Annotated in this window: 14 protein-coding genes; 9 read left to right on the top strand and 5 right to left on the bottom strand. The window is 38.6% G+C overall.

Annotated features, from left to right (window positions below):
• Window positions 1–80: 80 nt before the first annotated feature.
• Window positions 81–521: a hypothetical protein gene (locus F580_RS0108970; protein WP_019027382.1), complete on the bottom strand. Its 441-nt coding sequence runs from the start codon at window positions 519–521 to the stop codon at window positions 81–83.
• A 1,064-nt stretch (window positions 522–1,585) separates the two neighbouring features.
• Between F580_RS0108970 and F580_RS0108965 the strand changes: the two genes are divergently transcribed.
• Complete coding sequence (locus F580_RS0108965; RefSeq protein WP_019027381.1) at window positions 1,586–2,566, top strand: Gfo/Idh/MocA family protein; 981 nt, start codon at window positions 1,586–1,588, stop codon at window positions 2,564–2,566.
• Between the two features lie 303 nt (window positions 2,567–2,869).
• Here the strand turns inward: F580_RS0108965 and F580_RS0108960 are convergent, their stop codons facing one another.
• The gene (locus F580_RS0108960) at window positions 2,870–4,129 is read right to left on the bottom strand and encodes a GGDEF domain-containing protein (protein ID WP_245560605.1); all 1,260 of its coding nucleotides are present in this window, start codon (window positions 4,127–4,129) and stop codon (window positions 2,870–2,872) included.
• Window positions 4,130–5,058: 929 nt separating this feature from the next.
• On the opposite strand from F580_RS0108960, the gene F580_RS0108950 reads away from it, so the two are divergent.
• From F580_RS0108950 to F580_RS0108930, 5 genes are all read left to right on the top strand, one after another.
• Window positions 5,059–6,099 (top strand): HupE/UreJ family protein, encoded by a 1,041-nt coding sequence (locus F580_RS0108950; protein WP_019027378.1) that lies wholly within the window; start codon window positions 5,059–5,061, stop codon window positions 6,097–6,099.
• A 94-nt stretch (window positions 6,100–6,193) separates the two neighbouring features.
• Window positions 6,194–7,708 carry a DUF1214 domain-containing protein gene (locus F580_RS0108945; RefSeq protein ID WP_019027377.1) on the top strand — a complete coding sequence of 505 codons (1,515 nt, stop codon included), beginning with the start codon at window positions 6,194–6,196 and terminating at the stop codon, window positions 7,706–7,708.
• A 139-nt stretch (window positions 7,709–7,847) separates the two neighbouring features.
• Entirely contained in the window at window positions 7,848–9,656 is a 1,809-nt protein-coding gene (locus tag F580_RS0108940) for a DUF3604 domain-containing protein (RefSeq protein WP_040357103.1), read from the top strand.
• 82 nt (window positions 9,657–9,738) lie between these two features.
• Complete coding sequence (locus F580_RS0108935) at window positions 9,739–10,644, top strand: peptidyl-prolyl cis-trans isomerase (RefSeq protein WP_019027375.1); 906 nt, start codon at window positions 9,739–9,741, stop codon at window positions 10,642–10,644.
• 131 nt (window positions 10,645–10,775) lie between these two features.
• Window positions 10,776–11,393, top strand: coding sequence for a lipid-binding SYLF domain-containing protein (locus F580_RS0108930; RefSeq protein WP_019027374.1), 618 nt, complete (start codon window positions 10,776–10,778; stop codon window positions 11,391–11,393).
• 753 nt (window positions 11,394–12,146) lie between these two features.
• Here the strand turns inward: F580_RS0108930 and F580_RS24235 are convergent.
• Together F580_RS24235 and F580_RS0108915 are read right to left on the bottom strand one after the other, a co-directional pair.
• Entirely contained in the window at window positions 12,147–12,680 is a 534-nt protein-coding gene (locus F580_RS24235) for a hypothetical protein (RefSeq protein ID WP_019027372.1), read from the bottom strand.
• A 927-nt stretch (window positions 12,681–13,607) separates the two neighbouring features.
• A complete protein-coding gene (locus F580_RS0108915; protein ID WP_157443056.1) occupies window positions 13,608–14,414 on the bottom strand; it encodes an alpha/beta hydrolase in 807 nt (268 codons plus the stop codon).
• A gap of 909 nt (window positions 14,415–15,323) precedes the next feature.
• Here F580_RS0108915 and F580_RS25475 point away from each other — a divergent pair.
• Window positions 15,324–17,135, top strand: coding sequence for a CotH kinase family protein (locus F580_RS25475; RefSeq protein WP_019027370.1), 1,812 nt, complete (start codon window positions 15,324–15,326; stop codon window positions 17,133–17,135).
• 387 nt (window positions 17,136–17,522) lie between these two features.
• Here F580_RS25475 and F580_RS26600 read toward each other — a convergent pair whose 3' ends face one another.
• Complete coding sequence (locus tag F580_RS26600; RefSeq protein ID WP_019027369.1) at window positions 17,523–17,822, bottom strand: hypothetical protein; 300 nt, start codon at window positions 17,820–17,822, stop codon at window positions 17,523–17,525.
• 928 nt (window positions 17,823–18,750) lie between these two features.
• Here F580_RS26600 and secA2 point away from each other — a divergent pair.
• Entirely contained in the window at window positions 18,751–21,063 is a 2,313-nt protein-coding gene (secA2, locus tag F580_RS24225; protein WP_040357106.1) for an accessory Sec system translocase SecA2, read from the top strand.
• Window positions 21,064–21,570: 507 nt separating this feature from the next.
• Window positions 21,571–22,011: a hypothetical protein gene (locus F580_RS0108895; protein ID WP_019027367.1), complete on the top strand. Its 441-nt coding sequence runs from the start codon at window positions 21,571–21,573 to the stop codon at window positions 22,009–22,011.
• Window positions 22,012–22,311: the final 300 nt, after the last annotated feature.

Raw genomic sequence — 22,311 nt, 5'->3', positions numbered from 1 at the left:
TCGAAAAGCTGGAAGCTATTTGGAGTGAATAGTTAGCATGTGTTATTGGTTTCTTTTGAGTTGCTTTATAAGCGAGTGTCCTAGTTGTTTAATGGACCTGTTTTCTTCAAGTCAAATGAGTTAAATACATAAACGGTATCGGTATTTGCTGTTAAGAACAATGGATTAGAGTCCATTAATTTATCCGTTACGATGATGTGATTAGCTTCAGTTGCGCCAATGCTGGCAAACCCTTTAGTTAAGCCATGTATTGATGCCATTGGCACACCATTTAGAAAAGCTTCTACACCACGAAGAAAGTTTAAATTTTCTAATAAGGTTGCAGAAGTTTCTTTTGTTGGCACACCATCGAAAAAGTTGAGTGTACCAAGACGTGACTCAACCTTATCTGGAGTCGTAATATAGCCAGGAATAGGTGTGTTGTAACCTTCAGGTATCTCAGTCGCATTTACTGCTGATAGAGAAAAAACAGTTGTCGCGGCAATCGCGATTTGACTTAAGCACTTTTTAGTTAGGTGCATTAGGTTTTCCTTTTCAATTGTTGATAGATAGCTGTTTAGTTAGTTAGTTAGCTAAAGCTGATATGAGTTTATATTAACTAAATGAAAATCAATGTGTTCAAACTACCAAGAGAAGTGTTATTAATATATAAAATCAAAGGTATCCGAGTGACATGGTTTTAGCTAAGGATATTCGATTACCGATATGTTTTTAGTACTTTAAAGTCATGCCAATAAAATTGTGTGAACGAGCGTTTAGGTGGTAAAGCGGACTATTCATTGTGATAAATTCGAGTCTAAATTAGGTCGGCTTTGTGGCTTGAGTTCAATTGGTGAATGCTTGACCTTTTTCTACGGTGTTTTTCTTTGGAAGGCCAATAGGAATGCGCATTCAGTTTTTTGCTAAAATTAGCAAGCTTGCGACACCCACTAATATATAATTTTCAATTAATACTTCATAAATAAAACGTCCGTAGTAAATTGGAGTTTCTTTGAGAGAATTTTCTTAAGTATTCAGTTATAGGTCATTAGCTGTTTAACTATTTGAGAACAGGGGATTAGTAAATAACACCTTGATTTTTAGACACAAAAAAGCCGCTTAAATAAAGCGGCAGCTACGGGACTCGACTCTATGATTTATCTATTTGTTAATTAATGGTTTTATTGTATGGTGGTTTTGTCAGTACTACTTCTGGTACTACTAAAAAGTAAAGTTACCTTGTTTTTTGATGAGTTTAAGCTGTTTTGTAATGTTTACAAAATAAAGTTTTAGGCTGAAAAGTGAACATAAATATTAATGCTTTTCTCATCACTATAATATAACAGTCTATTCTGATGTCATTTTTGGATTTAGGAAATAGTCTTCAAAGTGCGCATTGAGGACATTAGTATTTAATGCTTTGCCATAGCTTTCTAATGATTATCATTGCTGATTTAAACCATCGGACTTTTATCAATTATCTATATTGTCTCGCTTAATATTGGATGATTTTATTAAACAAAGGTTTAACAATATAGCTATAGTTAAACAATTTCTAATTGGCTACACTGTTTGTTATTCGTTTCAGAGGAGGAGGGAAATGACAATGGAAAAGTTTCGCTGGGGGCTTATCGGACCTGGGCGTATCGCCGAAAATTTTGCTCAGGCATTGACAGTAATTGACGATGCGGAACTCTATGCAGTTGTTAGCCGAAATAAACAAAGAGCAATAAGCTTTGCCGATAAATATAGCGCCAAAACAACTTACCAGCAATATTCTGAGTTAGTGGTCGATGATAAAATAGATGCAGTCTATATTGCCACACCACATCGCTTTCATTATGAACAAATTAAATTGTGTTTAGAAGCGGGCAAAGCTGTTCTTTGTGAAAAGCCGTTAACGGTAAACGCTGCGCAGTCACAAGAATTAATGAATTTGGCAAAAGCGCAGGGCGTTTTTTTAATGGAGGCGGTCTGGACACGATTTTTACCCATTTATGGTCGTGTTAAAACGTGGTTAGATTCAGGTATTATTGGTGAAGTAAAGTCGCTTGATTCTAATTTTGGTTTTTGTGTGCCACGTGACTTAGATGATCGCATGTATAATCACGATTTAGCTGGTGGCGTTTTGCTCGATATGGGTATTTACAATGTTACTATTTCACAATGGGTTTATGGCGAAAATCCACAGTCTATTCAAGCAAGTGCTTTGTTAACTGAAACAGACGTTGATGAACATACCGCGGTAAACATGAGTTACAGTAATGGGCGACACTCTCAGTTTACTTGTAGTTTTTTAGTTAAACACAGAAACGATTTTTGTATATATGGCACTAAGGGTCATATTAAAATTCATGATATGTTTTGGTGCACTAGTGACGCTACCTTAGTTACCGAAACTGAAAAATTAACTATCAGCGAACCATTTCGTGCCACAGGGTTTGAGTATGAAATTGAAGAGGCGATGTCTTGTATTCGTGCGGGATTACTAGAAAGTTCAATCATTTCACATGCGGATACGTTAGCAACCATGACGGTAATGGATACTATTCGAAGTCAAATTGGGCAAAAATATAGTTTTGAATGATATTGTTAGCGAACAAGAGACTATGGTGACTTTTTAATACAAATTCTAATCCACTCACACCATTTAATAATCTGGTCTAATGCCTCTTTTATGGTATGAGTTAACCTAATTAATCGACCCCAACCGGTTCAATTTTTGGTTTCTAAATTAATAAAATGCTAACGACTTCTTGGTGCGCACAGCGGAAGCTAGCAACTCGTTAACCCTAATGTCCGCTATCAAGCTCATTGCTGCCTGTGGGACTTCATACTAAGCGGCAACTTGGAACGTTCTTTGGATGGTCATAAAGGCTATCCTCAAAACTTAATTCACAATGCTAGGAACAAATCCCTTATCCGTTATAAAGGTATTCCTGCCAGAAGCTTTTGCGGTATATAAATGTACGTCAGCTCTTTTTAGAGCTGCTTTAAAGTTTTCATCATTACTGATTTTGGTATAACCAATACTTACGGTGATATTTTTGTCTTCTGGTAGAAATGGAAAATTAAGTAACGCGATAGACTGTTGTAATCGTGAAGCTAGTTTATGCATTCCCCCCTTATCAGCACCGGGCGTAATAATGGCAAACTCTTCACCACCTATTCGGCCTAAGGTGTCTTCTTTTCGTAAGCAATTACTCATTGCTTTGGATACTTGTTTAAGCACTTCATCTCCAGCATCATGGCCATAGGTATCGTTGATTGCTTTAAAATGGTCTAAATCTAACATCATCACGCCAATATCATATGATAACCGTCGTGAACGGCTTAATTCTTCATTTGATGCTTGGAGAAAAGCGCCTCTATTAGCAACACCCGTTAGGCTGTCAGTATATGCGAGTTTTTCTAATTCAGCAGTGCGCTCAGCTACAGCTTTCTCTAACCCTATAGTATGCTTATGCACCTGCTGTCCCATTTCACTAATGGCTGATTTGAGTTTAACCATCTCGCTATCACTGCCTTTATCAGTCTCCAATGCAAGCGGACTGAATGATGATTCTGGCTTAAAGTTATTTAGCCAGTTAGATATTTCATCCAAATGACGGATTACCAAGTTATGAATAATAAAGAGGATAAAAATGGAAACAAAAAAGGTCTTAATAAACTGAGAAATAAGAATGATGATGAACTCATCCATGATTTTTTGTTTTATTGGGTCGATATCAATTTGAAATTCAATAGCTCCTACTTTTGAAAAACGTCCTTTATATTCAAATATTAGTGGGTGCCGCCACCCTTGAGTTTGAATGTTTTTTTCACCTAAAGAAATTATTGTAGACTCAGGTATACCTTTGTAAGTACCTTTGACAATTAGAGATTTAAAAAGGCCTGATCTAAACAAACCTTCAGTAATAAGAATGACTTGTCTATCATTGAGTTCAAAGGTTGCTAAAACCAAAGGACCTTCGCTTGAGTGAACCAGTTGTTTAGATTTTTTTTGTAATTCTTCTATCTCATTTTGATAATTTAATGACAATTGGACAGCGGTAATTATTACGGTAAATAACCCGCTAAATAACAATATTCGAATCAATAAGACTCTTGATAATCGACTGGTATTTATTAACTTTGAGAGAAATGCCACACTACGTCCCTATAATTGCAAGCGGTACAAATTGGTAACATTCTAATAGAATGCAGATAATGTCAATTAGCTGTACAAACAATTAAATTTTGATGGTTAGTTTACTGTCTACAGGGTAGTGCGATAAAAGACAGCTCATGGCATAAAGTTAACGTTCAATTAATTAAGTACCAATGACCGCGATGGTGGCGAAGCGGACTATTATAGATGATAAATTCAAGCCAAAATTTAGACCGCTTTGTGGTACTTACCGCCCTTAACATCTAAATATAAAAAATTAGTGAATTCCAAATGCAGTAGCTCTTTTGTTAAGGGCTTCTTGGTGCGCAAAGCGGAATAAGACCAATCAAAATATCAAACGTCAACTTTTCGATCATATAGCAGACCAATATTTTATATTCTTATGTCGCAATGGGACACAAAGAGGTAATTTGAATGATGGTCATTTAGACTGTGCTTAAAATATACATTAGTTCATTGCAATGTTTCGAGTATGCACATTGTTAACATAACGAGTTGAAAAATCGATTCCTTATTAGAGCGAACTAAGGGCATACTCAAAGTCATTAATCTTTTACGAGTTAACGTAGATATTCTAAATTAGTGACTTAATTTATTATTCCACAATAAGGTCTATTATCTCCTTAATCATGATTAACCTGTAGTTTACCTTTACTATTAAACCAAGGGTCATCCCAAAATCTACCATTAAGAGTTACTCCACCCATTTTTTATGTGGTACATTGATATATATATCAAAATCATATCTTTGATTTATGTCAAAAAGTAACCTTTATAAAAAGGTGTTTCTCACCAAGTCGGGTGCACGCTTCTTTGGAAATGGAAATGGAAATGGAAATGGAAATGGAAATCCAGCCCAGAACACATCAAGCCCCTAATATTAGTAAAACAATATTGGAGGGTTTTGTATGATTCTTCTTTTTCAAAAGAACAGATTTTCTCTATTTTATAAAAGCCTATGTTGCAGTGTGATTATCTTTTGTACTTTCTATGTCACGGCAACATTGGCGGATGAATACCGTCCAGCTTACCTTGAACTTAAGCAAAAATCAGCCGAAAAATATACAGTTTTGTGGAAAGTGCCAATCAAAGGCAATGGTCGAAAATCCAATGTGCATGTTGAGCTTTCCAAAGATGTAAAACAAATAAGTAAAACCCGAAAGTCCGTTATAGCAGGGGCCGTTATCAAGCGTTGGTCAATTCAAAGAACAGGCGGTTTAACCGGCAGCAACATTCATATTCAAGGGTTAGATAAGACGTCAACCGATGTATTAGTGCGCATTGAACGTTTAGATGGAACCACCGAGACCGCAAGACTCAATGCATCACACACCTCTTTCACAATTAAAGGCACACCGCAGTTTTGGCAGGTAGCCAAAACCTATCTGGTGTTTGGCGTTGAACATATTTTGGAAGGGTTTGATCATCTCTTATTTGTTGCTTGCTTGATTTTTATCGCTGGGTCCTGGCGACGTATTTTGATAACCATCACCGGTTTCACTGTAGCCCATTCAATCACTTTAACCCTCGCCGCATTAGAGTTTATCCAAATAGCCATACCACCTATCGAAGCGGTGATCGCTTTATCGATTGTTTTTCTCGCCAGAGAAATCGCCCTTGACCGCAGAGACACATTAACTTGGAAGTATCCCATTGCGATATCCGCAAGTTTTGGTTTATTACACGGCTTTGGTTTTGCTTCTGCTTTAAGTGAGATAGGTTTACCGCAAACTGAAATACCAGCTGCGTTACTCGCATTTAACATAGGTGTAGAAATAGGCCAGTTACTCTTTGTGGCAACCGTGATGATTTTTGCGCGTTTTATTATGTTGGTTTTCAAAAATAACAAAAGCGATTTATTGGTTCGAGTGCAAACGCCTGCCGCCTATTTTGTTGGATGTATCACCATGTATTGGACCATACAAAGAGTTACCGGGTTTTGGATTTAGCGACCTTAATATTCGATTTGCTTCGACGGCCTTGGTTATCCCTCCGTCTCCATTTTTTGTTTAACAATACATTTTATTTACACACGAGGAAAACATGAAAACTACAATCAAACCAAAATTATCAAACAAAGCGTTAGCATCCACTTTGTTGCTGACTACTATGCTAAGTGCCTGTGTTACCACGCAGTCTCCCGACCCTCAAGAACCTTCAGGTGGTTTTGAAATACTCAATACTCGAATTGGCGATCTTACATTTGAAAATAGTTTCGAGCACGGCATTCCCACCGCTGAGACGTCCAAGCTGCTGTTCAATGAAATTGATTTCCAGCGTGCCTCTCAAGCCTATATCTGGGCCATCCCGTTAATGGGTTTTTATGCCTGGCTTGAGGTCATGGACGCGCAAGGGGTAGAGCGAGGACAAATAGCTTTCTATGAGACCTACGATTCTAAACAAGGTGGCTTGACCTTTAATACCTCAACACCCTATGTACTGTCATTCAACGACCTGCGTGATGGCCCTGTGATAATTGAAATACCCGCCGCTCCGGTTCGAGGCGCAATGCACACCATGTGGCAGGTCGGCATCACACAGCTAACAGAGCCTGGCAAATATCTGTTTGTAGGACCTGGCCAGAAGACCCCTGCCAACCTGGCCCAGGATGTAAAAGTCTTTCATTCTGACACCAATCACATCCTGTTCGGTATTCGTTTGATGAACGACACCCGGGACAAACGCATGGCGGATATGGCGAGCATCAAGATCACCGATATTAACGGCAAATTGATTTCTGACAAACCACCACTACACATAGAGCATGGCATGGACACTAAACAACCGCGCGGTATGGCCTATTGGGAAATACTGCATCGGGCGATAACTATAGAGCCGGTACAGGAACGTGATCGCATGATGATGGATATGCTCGCTCCGTTGGGTATCGAAAAAGGCAAGCCCTTTAATCCTACCGCGGCACAACAAGCAATACTTGAAGAGGCTGTTATCGTCGGTGAAGCGATGACCAAGAACATTGACTTCAACAAAACTGGGCGACTTGAGCAGTCTGAATATGGGCCAGAAGGGAACTTCTGGGAAATAGCCACCGCGTCTACACCTGATCAAGACCGTGGTTACGGCATCGATCTCGATGGCAGAGCCGCCTGGTTCTATGAGGCTGTTTCCAACGATATAGCCATGCACGGTATGAAAAATGGTGGTTGGGGACAGGTTTACCTTGATAACTACCGCTCAGCTAACGGCAACGGACTAGACGGCGGTAAACACTACACCCTAAACATTCCCGCTGGCGCTGACTACGCGAAGACATTCTGGACGGTTACGGTGTATAACGTTGAAGACCGTGGCCCCATCACCAACACACAGGGACGTGCTGATGTTGGTTCAAACATCAAAGGAACGGTGACAAATGGTGAAGGCGGTTATACTTTCCACTTCTCTCCGGAAAAACCAAAGGACGTCGCAGATGCCAATTGGGTGCAAACCAATACTGGCGAAAACTGGTTTGTCTACTTCCGAGCATACTCTCCATCGAAGGCCTTTGTTGCTGAAGAGGAAAACTCGATCGTCCCTAACTTCGAGTTGGTGAAATAGTCGTGTAACCCAATAAAAGTGGGGTTCAATAGCAGAGTTTCTCAAGTTGTAAGAGAAACTGGATACCCCGCTACTATCCAAGAGCGCGCTTATACTTTACCAATTTGGTATACACCTAATAAATAAAAAAAGGACTATTATGATGAATAAATTATTGTTATCGGCTGTTTGCTTAGCGATAAGTACTGGTTATGTAAATGCATCAGAAACCAACTTATATTGGGGTGATACGCATTTGCATACTAAGCTTTCAGCTGATGCTTTTCTGATGCAAGAGCGTACCCTTGGACCCGACGATGCCTATCGTTATGCTAAAGGTTTACCCGTTGTGAATGCTCTAAGCAAACATAGAATTAAAATAGGTACACCATTAGATTTTTTGATGGTTACCGACCATGCAGAATATGTAGGTGTAGTTGAACAACTTTTTGATAGTAAATCTCAAATTAGCCAAACACCGTTTGGTAAAAAGTTAAGCGGCTTAATTGAACAAGGCAAAGAAAGAGCCGCATTTTTTGAGCTATTAGCAACCGTTAATAGTAATTCTCCGAATAAAGATTTTATTACCGAAGCGATACGAAAACCTATTTGGCACGACATTGTAGATGCGGCTGAACGTCATAATGACCCCGGTAAATTCACTAGCTTTATCGGTTGGGAGTGGTCGTCATTACCTAACGGCTCAAACCTGCATCGCATCATCTTTATGAAAGAAGGCGGCGAAATAGGCAAGAAATTTTTGCCTTACTCATCTTTTGAAAGTAACAAACCTGAAGATCTTTGGAAGTTCTTGGATAAAACCGAAAAAGAAACAGGTGCTAGTTTTGTCGCTATTCCTCATAACGGTAATATTAGTAAAGGTAAAATGTTTGCTGAAATTGATAGTGAAGGTCGACCATTGTCCGTGCAATATGCAAAAACTCGTATGCGTTGGGAGCCTATCTATGAGGTAACCCAAATAAAAGGAGATAGTGAAACATTAAGTGCATTGTCACCCAATGATGAGTTTGCCGAATTTGAAACCTATAACCATGCACTCGATGGAAAAGCTGGCGGTAACTCACATGGGCTTCCAGCGGATAAAGGCGATTATGCGAGAACGGCGCTTATGCGCGGTCTGGAGTTTGATAAAAAGCTAGGGGTAAACCCGTTTAAAATTGGCCTAATAGGCGCATCTGATTCTCACTCAGGGGTTCCTGCTGTTGAGGAAGATAATTTTGGTGGTAAGTTTCCCATTGATTCACGTCCTATGGGTAAAAAAGCTGATTTAACTCCAGGTACCATAGGTGCAGATATGTCGGCCTCGGGTTTAGCCGGTGTTTGGGCAAAAGAAAATACGCGTGAATCGTTAATGGCTGCTTTTAAACGTCGTGAAGTCTACGGTACGACCGGTCCGCGTATTGCTGTTCGAATGTTTGCTGGTTGGGATTTTAATAACCAAGATTCGTCTGCGAAAGATCTTGCCGCTGTTGGCTACCAAAAAGGTGTGCCAATGGGCGGAGATTTAACCGCAGCACCAAAAGGTAAAGCCATTTCACTCTTAATACGAGCCGTTAAAGATCCCGTTGACGGAAACTTGGATCGCATTCAAGTGGTTAAAGGCTGGTTAGATGATAAAGGGAACTCTCATGAAAAAGTCTTTAATGTGGCGGTTTCTGACGGTCGTAAAATATCCAATAATAAGGTAAAAGCAGTGGGTAATACCGTTGATATTAAAACGGCCAGTTATACCAACTCTATTGGTGATGTAGAGCTTGCAACCACTTGGACTGATCCTGAATTCGACCCAATGGTACGTGCTTTTTATTATGTGCGTGTACTTCAAATTCCAACACCTCGACATACACTTTACGCGTCCGTTGCTTTAAATGAAGCCCCTCAAAAAGGTTACCCAACAAGTATTCAAGAACGCGCTTATAGTTCGCCAATTTGGTATACACCAAAATAGGTAGTTAAAAATAAAACTCAACCACAATCATGAGCCAACTGGAAACAGTTGGCTCAGCGTTTAATTTATCAGGACTTAAGATTTGAAAATAACAGTGAAACGATTTTTAAAAGAGCCACTCATTTATTTTTTGTTAATCGGCGGAGGTTTCTTTATCGCCTTTGATTATTATGGTCCTTCTTTTGTTGATGAGCAGCAAACGATCGTTGTGGATCGAACGTCATTGCTCCGATTTATGCAACAAAAAACTAAGGCGGTTGATCAAGCTAAGTTGATTCGGTCATTCGATGGTTTGTCTATCGACAAACGACAAACATTAATCGATGCTTATGTTCGTGAACAGGCCCTTTATCGTGAGTCAAAAGCCTTGGGCTTGGATAAAGGTGATCCGATCATAAAAGCCCGCGCCATTCAAAATTTAGAATTTATCACTCAGGATTATAGTGAGGCTGTAACAAGGGTCACGGACAAACAACTTGAAAGCTATTTTGCCGAAAATAAAGAAAGTTATTATGTCGAGCCCTTCGTTACTTTTACTCATGTATTTTTTGATAGGGGATCTAACGGAAATGATAGCGCTAAGAATTTAGCGGAAAAAAAACTGACTGAGCTAAATAACAACAAAGTTTCTTTTTCAGAAGGGATCGGTCATGGTAATCGATTTCCTTATCATGTGAACTATGTAGAGCGTACTCCTGACTTTGTCGCTTCGCATTTTGGCAAATCAATGGCGGACAAGGTGTTTGCACTTCCATTTAGCAATACTTCAACGGACACTCAGACATGGCAGGGACCATTTGAATCACCCTATGGTTATCACCTTGTGATGCTAAGTCGGCGTGAAGAAGGACGAACTCCTGCTTTAGTCGATGTTGCGGGACAAGTGTTTCAAGATGCACAGCGCGAACAGATTCGTGAGAATTTAGAAAAAACGTATCAAGGGATTATCGATACTTACTCAGTAATAATAGAGGATATAAACGGGTAATTGGCATTTTATAATGCGTATTTTAATTGCTATAAACAATGATTTTAGTTAATGGTTAGCATTAGATCAGTACTAAAAATACTAACTAAAAAAATCTACTAAGAGTCAATCAATAATGAAGGACAATATAAATGTTTTGTATAAATAAATTTTCAATTAATTTTAGTTTCAAAAAATCCACATTAGTTATTTTGACTACACTCGTGGGAGTTTTTGGCTTAACTGCTTGCGCAACGATACCTGGTGAAACTAAGACGGAGCAAATTCAAACCATTGATCAATTGGTTGAGAATACCCTAGCAGATCTTTATCAGCAAAATCCTGAAGCTCAAGCACAAATAGAAAACTCTATTGGTTATGCAATTATGAATAACAAAATCACCAAGATACCAGTAGTGGGCGCTGGTGCAGGTTACGGTGTTGCTATTCACAATAAAAGCCAAAAAAGACATTATATCCAAATGGTTCGCTTTGACGTCGGTGGAGGTTGGGGCGCAAGAAGCGTGAGACCTGTTATTATTTTTACGGATGAACAAGTATTCAATGATTTCATTGATGGTATGTGGTCAGCAAATGCAGGAGCAGAAGCGGCTGCAAAAGTTGGTGATGTGGGTACTTCAGCAGGTGCAGCTACGGGGAATGAAGGAAATGATAAAGGCTATATCACCCATATGATTACCGACAAAGGGGTTTCAGCAACCGTTACCGTTGGTCTTATTAGAGTAAAACCTATCTCTTTGAAAAAGTAGTTATTAATATATAAATGTTTTTATGGCTCTATGGGAGTAAGCGAGATAGAAAAATACTGCTAATGTCAGCTATCCTTGAAGATAGCGGACATAAATGTGGAGGTGATTATTCTAATAATTTAGTCTTCTTTGTGGTAAAAGTGAGCCTTAGCTTTTAACCAATGAATAGCGAAAATAGTTCACGGCTAATGACTTCTTGGTGCGCAAAGAGGAAGTTAGAGCCTGCCTCACTAACGGCAGCTCCAAGACTTAAAGCGGTCGTTAGCATTAATGATTCTCTTATGACTTCTGATCCGACAAAGCTACCCTACATTAGATTAAAGTTGTTCTGAACTTTATATTGAAACTTAAAGAATCAAAGTTTAAATTTTATTGGAAATACCGAAAGTTGACATTCGATCAACGTGAGTTTATGTGTATTAACAATTTAATTTTCTAAGGCGTTAAGAGGCACAAAGTGAGATAGCTTTTATAGGAACTTGTTCCGCAGAGGGTAAAAATCATCATAGATTTTACTCTAACCCAGGTCGTTTTGTGCTTAAGCGGAGGCTGATTACACACAAATTTTATTTTCTGTTTTAATATCCGCCACTCTAGTGGCTTTCTTGACTCGGCGTCAACTCGTCTGTCAGCCAATTAACTAGATCATTTCCTCTTGAGGGCAGCAATACTAATTCACCTGACTGAATTAGTATTGCTTCCCTATAAATACCTTGAGTCACTATTAAGGGTAACTTAACAAGCTGTTAAATATTAACTACTTACACTATAGCCTTTTGCGTCAAGACAAACACCTAGGGCTTTATTGTAGTTTGCGGTTTGTGCGTTAGATTGTTGTTGTGCTTGCTCAGTCTGTTGCTGTTGAGCTTGCTGCTGTTGTGTCACTTGAGCATTTGCTTGACGATTATGTCTTCTATTTGAAACTATACCAACAGCAGCACCTTTGGCAGCGCCATTACTGACATCATTACCACCTATTTCTGCTATTAACGCGCCAGCTGCGGCACCACCTAATGCGCTACGCATACCGCCACCTCTTCTTGATTTATTTTGCTCTGGTACTGGTGTTGCTGCAGTTGAATTTTGTGTCTGAGTGGCTGTTGGATCAAAGCCTGTTTCACCTACCGCCCAACTATGGCATGTATATTCATCTTGTTGTTGCTGTTCTTTACTTTGTCCATTTTCAGGGAAAATATATTGTTGGGCTTGGGTCGTTGAAATAAGAAGTAATGAAGCTGCAAGTACTAGCGTTTTAACTGTGATGTTTTTAAGTAAAATATGGGTCATATCTGCCTCTTAAATTGTTGTAATTGGGTAATTGCTAGCTAGTATAAGAGAGAAGCATTATGCTTTGTAGTTACATATAGTCATAATGAGTATGATTCTCATACATACCAATGTTTGTTGATGTTATGCGAATTGGTCATAATTAAAATGTAAAAAACTCATTATTGTAAATATCTATTTGGGGTTATATTTACCTCATCTACAGTTTGATTAATGGAAGAAAGAAGAAATATATGATGTTAATCTGTGTGTTGAGAACAAATAGAATTTTTTTGTAATTGATATAAGTTGAGTTGCTCAGTTAGGTGTCTGATCTCATATCAGCACAGCATAGCGATGTAGCACTTACATGGTGGTTAGGCTAATGAACTTTTAGCAATTAACTAATATTTGTAAGTTAAGTCACTGCTTAAGGGTAATAATGACAGTTCCTTCTATCTCGCTAAGGGGCGAAAGCGCCTTAGATTTAATGCTCTACTTTATGTGGACCTTAGATGATTATAATGTCCGATTTTGAGATTGGGCACATAATCGTACGTTCAATATTGAGTAAAGGTTTGGGTAAAAATAAATAAAAGTATTTTAATTAGAAGGGCAGATTTAGGCTCATTGTGACTGCTAGAGATATTGATTCGGCTATTAATTTATGACCGCTTACTGTCCCAAAGCTGTCGGTATGATACTAAAACCTTAGGTCTTCAATGTGGTAAAAGTGAGCCTTAGCTTTTTAACCAGTGAATAGTAAAAAATAGTTCACTGCTAATGACTTCTTGGTGCGCTAAGCTGAAGTTGTATTTCGGATTAGGTTTGGTACCTGTAGCATCCTTTAAGCGGGAAATAATTGCTGGCTTTAATGAGAAATGATATAGAACTCAGCCAACAATTATGAGTTAGACCTTAACTTTGATGTTAGTCCAGTCTTATCGTCTATTTAATCTTTCCATAAATAAGTTCTAAAGTATCTTCGATTGAGGCACTCAGAATATTATTATGGTGAACCATGTACCATTCATGATGGATATTTAAACCGGGGATAGCGAATTGTTCCAAGTTTTCTATAAAATCCATAACCACCAAATGATTGCCTAATGGAAATGCAGAGGCTAAATAAAGGTTAGAGTTAATACGATTCTCTATTTGTAACCGTTTTTCAATTAAGTCTTGCATTAATTTCGGTTTGTCCCAGTATGGAGCATCGTAAGCTATGTAGTTTTTAAATAGTGGCTGTTGATGATCATCTAAGAATAATAAGGCGGTAGCAATAATGCCCGAAAAAGAAACACCGTTAAAGCTTCGATTATTCGCATCAATACGATAAGTCGATTCGATCAATGGCAAAAACTCTTGTCTGAAAAATTCTAAATAATTCATTGCTCCGGGCAAACGATAATCAATGGTTCGGCGGTCACTTCCTTCAGGACCTTCTTCAATTGCAACTACGATAACACCTCTATTTTTACCATCAATATTATTCACAAAGGTTTTAAAATTCCACTGACCATCTAGTACGTAGATAATAGGGTAGTTCTTATCAATATTTAGCTGATAAGAAGCAGGTAGATAAATATGATAAGGATAAGTAATCCCCGTTATTTTAGATTTTAATATGGATTTCCCTACATATTCCCCCTTAAGCGAATTCCCCCATACAGCCTCGTCCACTTCATTTTTATTCTGAAGATGACCACATCCAAGTAGTGAAATCACAAATAACATTAACATAATTACTTTCAATTCATTGCCTTATACTTTATTTGTTAGTGATTCACTCAGACAGAAGATGAGACGAAAAGTTCATGTCACTGTTCAACAAAACGTTTAATAATTATATATCGTTCATTTATCGAAGCAATTAGCACGAAGTTATTTAGTAACATGGCTAAATTATATGGGGCAAGATCAATGGTGGTAATGCGGACTATTTATTAAGGATAAGTTTAGCCATTTGAGCATATCGGATGCTATTGCTTAGCTGATGCAGGCTTACAAGTAAGCTAGGCCATTAACATGAAAAATTTAACCAGGACAGTCACTCAAAGTTTTAATTTATACCGACACAACAAGCCTGATGTGTTTGTCATGTCTAAAAACACTAATCCTTGTATCTGTTTAGAGCAGATTAATATTCATTCGAAAAGTTTGAGGCTATTTTGAGTGAATAGTTAGCATGTGTTATTGGTTTCTTTATGATTGCTTTATAAGCGAGTGTCCTAGATGTTTACTAGATGTTTTTGGTCATTCACTCATGGATATGAAACGATCACAATTCCCACAAATTGGTCGTTTTTTTGTGAACAAAATTCATCCCAACTAAGGGGGAGTTTAAATATGAAAGTTGACGTTTAATAAATCCGTTTTTTAATCGAAGTTCGCTTGTGTCTAACTAAAAAACAGGCAAATAAAACTCCAATTACATGTTTATATAATGTTTGACAACCCAATTGGAAGCGCTTACATTTATCGGTGGTATGATTTCACTTAAATTATTTGATAGTGAATTATCAAAACAAAACATAGTAACGCAAGTCAAATGGTAACGTATATAAAATACTTTATCTCTATCTTCCTTCTCGTTGGTTAAGGATAGAATGCAGCATACGCTTTATCAGCGGTAATAAACGACTTAAAATGGGAAAGGACAATATGAGATTTAAGTACCTTAATTTATGTGCAGTAATACTGTTTTTGTTGACTGCATGTGGTGGGTCTGATCAAAAAGCAGATCCACAAGTAGAATTGATTGGCAGTACGGAATTAACTCAGTTTGCATTTTTAAAATTGAACAACCCTGATTTACACGAGGATGTTATTTTATCCATTAATTCAAGTGTATTTTCGGCGGAGTTAGCATTCGATGTAGCTCTCAATAGTTTAGTCGCAACGTTTGAACATGGAGGTTCTACGGTAAGTGTAAACGGTGTACTGCAAACCAACAATGTTACTACCAACGACTTTCGTCAGATTGTAACTTACCAAGTGGCTACTGATGATGGTCGAATAGCTGAATATCAGATCGATATATCTCAATCAGAACCTGTTGAAAACACAGAATTAACCCTATTTTCATTTTTAAAATCAAACAACCCTGACTTGCACGAGGATGTTATTTTATCATTTAATTCAGGTGTCGCTTCGGCGCGGTTAACGACCAATGCCGCTATCAATAATTTGGTAGCCACCTTTGAACATGGAGGAACTACTGTCACTATAGACGGAGTGACGCAAACCAGCAGTGTTACAACCAACAACTTTAGTCAACTGCAAATATACCAAGTGGCCACTAGTGATGGTCAAATGGCGGAATATCAGATCAACCTCATTCAATTTACTGGATTGCCGATTATTTATATCACTACCGAACAATGGGCGGAAATTGACTCTAAAGATGATTATGTGAATGGTACTGTATCGGTTCAGGGCGGGCGAGAATTCACTGACTTGACAGAAACTTCGATGAAAATTCGTGGACGAGGTAATTCAACTTGGGATCACCCTAAAAAACCTTACCAAATGAAACTAAGCGACAAAGCTGAATTCTTAGGCATGCCAGCGAAAAAAAAATGGTTATTCCTAGCGGAATACTCGGATAAAACGTTACTGAGAAATACCATTACCTTTGAAATGGGCTACATTAGCCAATTGGATTGGACACCCAGAAGCACGTTTGCTGAAGTATATATAAATGATACTTACAACGGTACCTACAACATTACTGAAAAAGTAGAAGAAGGTGATAGCCGTGTAGCGATAGGTGATACAGGCTATTTGTTAGAAATTGACCAAGATTTTCGTTTAGATCCAGATGACATCTTTTTTCATACGGATAATTTTCTGCTAAACATCAAATCCCCTGATGTTGAGCAAGACAGTAGTGAATATAATTATGTTAAAGGTTACGTAAATACATTTGAAGATGTATTAATGGGGCCACAATATACAGACCCTATTAATGGATATCAAAAATATATCAACGTCGACAGTTTTATCGATTGGTATTTGATTAATGAGATCAACAAAAATGTAGATGCTAAAAATTTTTCTAGTATCTATTTAACTCTGATCCCAGGTAATAAAATTAAAATGGGTCCATTGTGGGATTTTGACTTGTCGTTTGGCAATGTTGATTACGCCGACAGTCAATATGCTGAAGGATTCTGGGTTAAAAACCATGCGTGGTATACTAGGTTATTTCAAGATCCGGCTTTTGTCGATAAAGTTAAAGTACGTTTCTCATATTTCAAGCAGAATCAACAGTATATTCTAGATAAGATTGATAGCCACGCTCAAAAGTTACAGTGGGCGCAACAAGAAAACGATAATAAATGGCATACATTAGGCATGTATGTTTGGCCCAATCCAGTAGTTTTTGATACCTATGAAGAAGAAGTTGAACATTTAAAATCTTGGTACATTGAACGGATGAATTGGCTGGACACTGCTTTTAATAAAATGTAGTGCCTTGTTGTAATGCAGACAGGTTAAATTGGTTTTCGCTGTAATTATAATAGCTTCAAACTCTGATATTTCTCCAACATTATTTTTTCTAACCAATAAATTTAAAGGTTAATGTCTTCGGCTGGGCTAAGTCTCCTTACATGTTATTTATTGATGTTCTGCTTTTAGCATCCCGTTTTCGTTAAGAACCGCCACTAGAGCATGTTAACTAAGCGCACTAAGTGAGCCTTATTTATCAACGTTTGAACGGCTGTTGATCGCTCACAACAGCCCGTGAGCTTTTGATTACATTACGTTATATCACTGAGTGGTGCAAATCTGCCAACAGCGGTTATTCAGCTTAGATTTTATATCGAAAATATAGCACTACAGAGTAAAATATTATTATTAATCGTCATCATTTTGTGACTTCCAATTTAAAAGATTGTTCCAATATGGATGATACTTCCGCCCATGAATCATTGAATCGACAACATTTGCGAAATCTTCATCGAAAGAATTCCTCCCAAGGGTATTCCACCAACTTCTAGTACGTTTTGTTCCCAATAGTAAAGCGATTATTTCGGCTTCATGTTTCCAAGTGCTTTCATCTAAAACTCCTGCTTGATATTGGCGAAATGCGAATTCACGTCTTGATAAAGTCAGTATTAAGAGACTGTCTAGTTGAACCTTTTGCTCAAAAGTCATTTCAATCGAATTATCAACAACAAACTATAAGGATATTGCATCCATATAGTTTGTTCAAACAGTCCTCTTTCGGCTAGGCTTTGCCTAGATTGACTGTTAATAGCATCCGTATTTTGTTCTGTTTGAATGGCTATGTATAAGAGAGTCACTAAAATAGCAACTGAACTAATTATCTTTGATATTGAAGCCCATTTTGCCAGTTCATACCTTTCATATCTAATTTTAGTCTCGTCGGTTGCTTATATTCTGAGTTACAAACTATTTGGTGAAACCTAGGAAATACAAAGGCTTTACTATATAGAAACCTTAGTTATTTTTATTTACTTGATTACAATCTAGCCTAAAATAATTAAATTGACATTTTTTATTTTTTACTTTTTACTTTTTACTTTTTCTACTTGTTTCTAGCAACAAGGTGATTATTGAAAGAGGTTCATTAGAAAATTTATAGTGAAATCTTCTAAGTTTTATTCCGCTACGGGACTCTGTTGTAGGTGTTATCTTGTTGTTAAATAAGTTATATTCTTGTTTTTTTTTGTGTACTACTAAAGGTTATAGTCACGATAGTTATTCAAATAAACACCAGCTATGTACTTGAAGGAGGCATCGAGCCCCAATCCTGATAATTACCCCTTCGACTGGCGAGTTAGCCACCACAGCGGTCGTTCACTTTTGAATTATTAACGATCACTTTGCGCTTACGGAAGTAAATATCGTTCAAATCCAAACTTCTACTGTTGAGTACAAAGCAATCATACCAATATAATATGCAAACCTAATTTTTGCCGTATCAATAACATTTCCAAACGGATAATATTCCATTGAAGGGCAAAATTATCAAAGCGAGTGACTTGAATTTTCACCAATCACAACCAATATAAAAACTATAAATAAACAACAAACAGGTGGAAGTATGTTGAAAAGGGTAATGGCAAAACTACAAAGGTCTCCGATTGAACACGACCTTAAACCGTTTAAAAAAACGCTGGCACAAATAGACTCATTTGCCGCGTCATTAAAATCGCTTTGCGACGATGAACTCAGAGCGCAGCTGCAATCTCTATTTTCGGTCATTTCACCGCCAATGAATTCAGACACCAAAGCCAAAATCTTTGCTTTTGTGGCTGAGGCATCAAATAGACTGTTGGGCATGAGACCCTTCGACAGCCAAATGCTGGCAGGTCTGGCATTACATGATGGCTTTATAGTCGATATGCAAACCGGCGAAGGCAAAACCCTCGCCGCGGCTGCACCTGTTATTGCCAATGCGTTGGCCGGTCACAAAGTTCATGTGCTGACCTTTAATGATTACCTGGCTAAACGAGACAGTCACTTTTTACAGCCCCTCTATCAATTTTTTGGTTTGAGCGTTGGTATGATCCAAGCAGGCATGTCGGGTGAACAACGAAAAAAAGCTCATGCCTGCGACATTGTTTATACCACCGCAAGAGAAGTTGGGTTTGATTATTTACGTGACCAGTTGGTGCACTATACACAGCAAAAAGTATTGTCGGGATTGGATGTTGCCATCGTCGATGAAGCCGATTCGATTCTGATTGACGAAGCCCGTATTCCTCTGGTTATTTCAGGTGATATCCACCAAAGCAATGATCAACTGACGCACATTGCAACGGTGATTAAACAACTAGACAAAACAAACGATTATGCGACCGACGAATTAAGCACCTCTGTTCATTTAACGGAAAGCGGCAGTCGTAAAATAGAGCAACAATTTGGCTGTAAAAACCTTTTTGACATCGACAACTTGCCGTTGTTGACCAGCGTCAACCTGGCGCTGCACGTCGAGGTTTTGCTGGTCAAAGACATCGATTACATAGTCAAAGACAACAGCATCAAACTGATTGATGAATTTACCGGCCGAATTGCCGAAAAACGTCGTTGGCCCGACGGTATGCAATCGGCATTGGAATCCAAAGAAGGTCTGCCAGTCAAAAGGGAAGGTCAAACGCTAGGCTCAATCACCTTGCAACATTTGATGTGCCTGTTTAATAAAGTTAGCGGCATGACCGGCACCGCAGTGCTGGCAGCGCAAGAGTTTGACCAGTTATACCAATTGAAAACCTGTATTATTCCACCACGCAAACCCTGCATTCGAATAGACAAGCCAGATCGGGTGTTCAGTACAAAAGCTGAAAAAACCATTGCCATTTGCAATGAAATAGCCTCCATTCAACGTACCGGGCAACCTGTTTTGGTGGGCACGTCCAATGTCCGCGAGTCTGAAAATTTATACGCTTTGTTAGTCGAAAAAGGGATTGAGTGTTGTCTGCTCAATGCCAAAAATGATGAGCAGGAAGCCCAAATAGTTGCTCAGGCAGGTGCTTTGGGGGCCGTAACCATCTGTACCAACCTGGCCGGACGCGGCACAGATATTTTACTGGGGGCAAAAGACACAGCACGCAATTTACAAGTAAAAAAAGCAGGTGGCCTGCATATTATCGGCACCAGCCGATTTGAGTCGAGACGGATTGATGACCAGTTGCGGGGCCGGGCGGCAAGGCAAGGCGACCCAGGGTCGTCGCAATATTTTGTCAGCCTTGAAGACAAATTGTTTAATCACTTGGGGGGTGATGGCTTGTTGTCTGGCAAAAGCGACACCGGGGAGTTGGTATCCAGTGCCCGTATAAGCAAAAAAATTGCCCACGGCCAGCGGGTGCTAGAAGGCGCGAATCTTGATAGACGCAAAGCGTTATACAAATACAGTGATTTGGTTGAACAACAAAGGCAAGTGATCCACCAATTGCGGGATGAAATTTTACTGGGTGATGGGGCTCATCAGTTTAAAAGCAAAGTAACACGGCGTTGGCAAAGTCTCAGTACGGTGGTGAGCGATGACAAGCTCAATGAAGCCCTGAACATTGTAGTTATGCACGCCATCGACAAAATATGGGTCCAGCATTTGTCTGAGATTGACTATATCAAAGAAGGTATTAATCTAGTGGAGGCGGTGGGCACCAGTTTTATGAGGGGTGGTAACGAGCCTTACCATGTGTTTGTCCAGCAGGCACAGCAAGTTTTTGAACAATTATTGGCGGAATTAAAAGCGGCGGTGGTTGATTTGTTCAATAACGTTGCTATAGACGAAAACGGGATTGATCCCAACAGTGAATTATTTGCAATGACAAAATCGACCTCCTCTTATGTGCTCGCCGATAATCCGTTTGACGCTGTAGACAAACGGTTTATAGCCAGTATATGGAAGAAATTGAGGCTAAGGTAGCAGTGCAGACAATTCGCTCGGTGATTCAAAAAAGACCATTTTCCCGCTGGCCTTATATTCACTTTTTGTGGAAATCAATCGTTTGTACAGGGTAAGCTATCTAGAACTGTAGATGGTATCGTAAAACGAACGATTTATTCACCGAAAAGCGTTTCCTTCGATATCACTGCCTTATTATACAAATTCTAACTCGAATCACAGTTTCAACTCAATTAATTAATATTACGAATATGGCACAAGTGAAGATCGAATTAAAAGAGCTTACTGTCCGCTTAGTTGATTGGTTGGTGTTGCTAATGCTGGAGTCATTATGAAGTGGTCAAGTAAAATTTAGGGTAAATATTACAGTAGCACTGTTTGCTATTACTTTATCTATAATGGGGCTAGCTGCATAACAAGCGATTAAATCAGGACAAAACACAGTTGGCTGTTTTTTGTTCTCAAACATTATGCCAACAATAAATTTCCGTTTATGTAAGCGTTAGGCTTATCTATAGGGGAGGTGTCATGTTCAATAATAAATTAAGAAAAGAGCACCTGTTGCTAATTGCCGAATGTAAACAAATGGCAGGACAAGCTTTAAGGTTATCCGCTGGATATGTAGAGGTCTTCGAAGATAAAGAATCAGCTGAAAAAGCTGATTCTTTAAAGGACGTTATTGAAGAGTTAAACGCATATGAAATATATCTTGATCAAAACGATTACCTTCCAACTGATATAGGGGGAAGTTATATCAGGCTTCACGGCGTATTATCTAGCGAAGTATCAGAAATAGACGCTGGTAAGTCAGCATTTAAAAAGCATTTTGATCACAATGAAGCTGCTAGTAATAACTCTCAAGGAGTAAAAGCATACACGGCTAAAGAAAGAAAAGAGTTACTTTTAAAGGTATGTTTCATTGTTGCTTTTGCGCTGTGCATGTACTTCTTTTTCTATAGCAAATTATAAGCCTAACAAGCCGTTTATGAGGGGAGTTATCGATACAAAATCGGCTCTTCTCCGCTTTGATGCAAATAATTGTATCTTCTGGCTAATCTATCATATTGATTTAATATTATTTTTTCACCCAATTGAATAATGATCAAGTCATGCCAACTATCTCTTCAACACTTTTTCAACTTCCAGGACAGTGTATTGAATCAATAACACTTGATAATGAGCATACTGTTGTCATTCAGTGTCGACGGGATAAACGTAGAAAGCCTATCGATCCAAGAACAAATCAATCAGGAACGATCAACCGTTATG

Source organism: Colwellia piezophila ATCC BAA-637, from assembly GCF_000378625.1.
Taxonomy (GTDB): Bacteria; Pseudomonadota; Gammaproteobacteria; order Enterobacterales; family Alteromonadaceae; genus Colwellia; species Colwellia piezophila.
This window is presented reverse-complemented; position numbering and strand designations above follow the sequence as displayed.